This is a genomic window from Herbaspirillum sp. YR522, assembly GCF_000282575.1.
Taxonomy (GTDB): Bacteria; Pseudomonadota; Gammaproteobacteria; order Burkholderiales; family Burkholderiaceae_D; genus Herbaspirillum.
In genome coordinates this window covers 1-1,198 of the sequence record NZ_AKJA01000096.1, presented here as the reverse complement: position 1 = coordinate 1,198, position 1,198 = coordinate 1, and the positions used below count along the sequence as shown (strand labels likewise).

Sequence of the window (1,198 nt, the reverse complement as noted above, 5' to 3'; positions counted from 1 at the left end):
TCTAAAATGGCAAAAGGCAAGTTTGAGCGGACCAAGCCGCACGTCAACGTTGGCACGATTGGTCACGTTGACCACGGCAAGACCACGCTGACCGCAGCGATTGCGACCGTTCTGTCGAAGAAGTTCGGCGGCGAAGCGAAGGCATACGACCAGATCGATGCGGCGCCAGAAGAAAAGGCACGCGGCATCACGATCAACACGGCACACGTTGAATACGAGACTGCAAACCGTCACTACGCGCACGTTGACTGCCCAGGCCACGCTGACTATGTGAAGAACATGATCACCGGTGCGGCGCAGATGGACGGCGCGATCCTGGTGTGCTCGGCCGCTGACGGCCCGATGCCCCAGACCCGCGAGCACATCCTGCTGTCGCGTCAGGTTGGCGTTCCGTACATCATCGTCTTCCTGAACAAGGCTGACATGGTGGACGACGAAGAGCTGCTGGAACTGGTCGAAATGGAAGTGCGCGAGTTGCTGTCGAAGTACGAATTCCCAGGCGACGACCTGCCGATCATCAAGGGTTCGGCCAAGCTGGCGCTGGAAGGCGACACTGGTCCGCTGGGCGAAGGCGCGATCCTGGCCCTGGCCGAAGCACTGGACAGCTACATCCCGACACCTGAGCGCGCTGTTGACGGCACGTTCCTGCTGCCGGTGGAAGACGTGTTCTCGATCTCGGGTCGCGGCACCGTGGTGACCGGTCGTGTCGAGCGCGGTATCGTCAAGGTCGGCGAAGAAATCGAAATCGTCGGTATCCGTGACACCCAGAAGACTACCTGCACCGGCGTGGAAATGTTCCGCAAGCTGCTGGACCAAGGTCAGGCAGGCGACAACGTCGGCGTGCTGCTGCGCGGTACCAAGCGTGAAGACGTGGAACGTGGCCAGGTGCTGGCCAAGCCAGGTTCGATCAAGCCGCACTCCCACTTCACCGGCGAGATCTATGTGCTGTCGAAGGACGAAGGCGGTCGTCACACGCCGTTCTTCAACAACTACCGTCCGCAGTTCTACTTCCGTACGACGGACGTGACCGGCGCGATCGAACTGCCGGAAGGCAAGGAAATGGTCATGCCAGGCGACAACGTGTCGATCACCGTGAAGCTGATCAACCCGATCGCGATGGAAGAAGGTCTGCGTTTCGCTATCCGTGAAGGCGGTCGTACCGTCGGCGCCGGTGTGGTTGCAAAGATCATCGCCTAAG

1 protein-coding gene is annotated in these 1,198 nt (G+C 60.3%); it reads left to right on the top strand.

Going from position 1 to position 1,198, the window contains the following annotated elements:
- Window positions 1–6: 6 nt before the first annotated feature.
- Complete coding sequence (tuf, locus tag PMI40_RS12090) at window positions 7–1,197, top strand: elongation factor Tu (protein WP_040501972.1); 1,191 nt, start codon at window positions 7–9, stop codon at window positions 1,195–1,197.
- Window position 1,198 lies beyond the last annotated feature (1 nt).